Origin of the sequence: Bacillus sp. NPDC060175 (genome assembly GCF_042728695.1) — a bacterium.
Taxonomy (GTDB): Bacteria; Bacillota; Bacilli; order Bacillales; family Bacillaceae_G; genus Bacillus_A.
The window spans coordinates 1-1,951 of record NZ_JBHWYR010000187.1 but is presented as its reverse complement, the minus strand read 5'-3'; the positions used below and the strand labels follow the sequence as shown (position 1 = coordinate 1,951).

The 1,951-nt window shown below is 37.6% G+C and carries 3 protein-coding genes; all 3 read left to right on the top strand.

Annotated elements, in window-relative coordinates; translation table 11 throughout:
- Window positions 1–222, top strand: a 222-nt coding sequence (locus tag ACFWDE_RS30415; RefSeq protein WP_377896389.1) for a flagellin, incomplete at its 5' end; no start/stop codon positions are given.
- Between the two features lie 57 nt (window positions 223–279).
- Window positions 280–1,122 (top strand): flagellin N-terminal helical domain-containing protein, encoded by an 843-nt coding sequence (locus ACFWDE_RS30410; protein ID WP_377896388.1) that lies wholly within the window; start codon window positions 280–282, stop codon window positions 1,120–1,122.
- Window positions 1,123–1,199: 77 nt separating this feature from the next.
- The coding region (locus tag ACFWDE_RS30405; protein WP_377896387.1) for a flagellin N-terminal helical domain-containing protein at window positions 1,200–1,951 on the top strand (752 nt) is incomplete at its 3' end.

The window sequence follows — 1,951 nt, the reverse complement described above, 5'->3', positions numbered from 1 at the left end:
AGAGCAACTTTCGGTTCTCAATTAAACCGTTTAGACCATAACTTAAACAACGTAACGAGCCAAGCTACTAATATGGCATCTTCTGCTTCTCAAATTGAAGATGCTGATATGGCAAAAGAAATGTCTAACATGACAAAGTTTAAAATCTTGAACGAAGCTGGTATTAGCATGCTTTCTCAAGCTAACCAAACACCACAAATGGTTTCTAAATTATTACAATAAGCCATTTAAAAAGAGAGATTTCTTATAAACAATTAAAAACTAATGGGGGTTCTTAACATGAGAATTAACACAAACATTAACAGCATGCGTACACAAGAGTACATGCGACAAAACCAAGACAAAATGAATACATCTATGAACCGTTTATCTAGCGGTAAATCAATTAACAGTGCCGCTGACGATGCAGCTGGTTTAGCTATCGCTACTCGTATGCGTGCGAAAGAAGGCGGCTTAAACGTTGGAGCACGTAACACACAAGACGCTATGTCTGCTTTACGTACTGGTGACGCTGCATTAGGTTCAGTTTCAAACATCTTACTTCGTATGCGTGATCTTGCAACACAAGCATCAAGCGGTACAAACAACGATAAAGATATCGCATCTATGGACAAAGAGTATCAAGCATTAGCACAAGAAATTGATCATATTGCTGACAAAACAAATTTCAATGGTAATGCATTTTTAAATAAAGGTACGAATCCTGATGAGGGTAAAGATATCACGATTCAACTTTCTGATGCTTCAAGTGATACAATGACAATCGCAGCTATCCAAACAAAGTCTATAACAACTGATAAGTTAGCAGCTTCAACTGATGGAACAAAGAAATTAGATGCTACAAATGCAGCAAGTGAAATCACAAAACTTGACGATGCTATTCAAAATATTGCTGACGCTAGAGCAACTTTCGGTTCTCAATTAAACCGTTTAGACCATAACTTAAACAACGTAACGAGCCAAGCTACTAATATGGCAGCTTCTGCTTCTCAAATTGAAGATGCTGATATGGCGAAAGAAATGTCTGAAATGACGAAGTTCAAAATCTTGAACGAAGCTGGTATTAGCATGCTTTCTCAAGCTAACCAAACACCACAAATGGTTTCTAAATTATTACAATAAGCCATTTGAACATATACTCTCTGTAGTATATAAAGAGTTTTCTTTTAAATAATTAAAAATTAATGGGGGTTCTTATCATGAGAATTAATACAAACATTAACAGCATGCGTACACAAGAGTACATGCGACAAAACCAAGACAAAATGAATACATCTATGAACCGTTTATCTAGCGGTAAATCAATCAACAGTGCCGCTGACGATGCGGCTGGCTTAGCTATCGCTACTCGTATGCGTGCGAAAGAAGGCGGCTTAAACGTTGGAGCACGTAACACACAAGACGCTATGTCTGCTTTACGTACTGGTGACGCTGCATTAGGTTCAGTTTCAAACATCTTACTTCGTATGCGTGACCTTGCAACACAAGCATCAAGCGGTACTAACAACGATAAAGATATCAAATCTATGAACAAAGAGTATCAAGCATTAGCACAAGAAATTAATCATATTGCTGATAAAACAAATTTCAATGGTAACGCATTTTTAGGTGGTCCTGGTGGGAAAGATATCACGATTCAACTTTCTGATGCTTCAAGTGATACAATGACAATCGCAGCTATCCAAACAAAGTCTATAACAACTGATAAGTTAGCAGTTGGACCTGATCCAGATGATGCAGTTAAGAATTTAACTGCTACAACTGCAGCAGCTGAAATCACAGCTCTTGACACTGCTATTCAAGGTATTGCTGACGCAAGAGCAACTTTCGGTTCTCAATTAAACCGTTTAGACCATAACTTAAACAACGTAACGAGCCAAGCTACTAATATGGCATCTTCTGCTTCTCAAATTGAAGATGCTGATATGGCAAAAGAAATGTCTAACATGAC

Bases quoted from the DNA above. Each gene is read 5' to 3' on its own strand.
- ACFWDE_RS30410 (WP_377896388.1), top strand. From the start codon at position 280: ATGAGAATTAACACAAACATTAACAGCATGCGTACACAAGAGTACATG.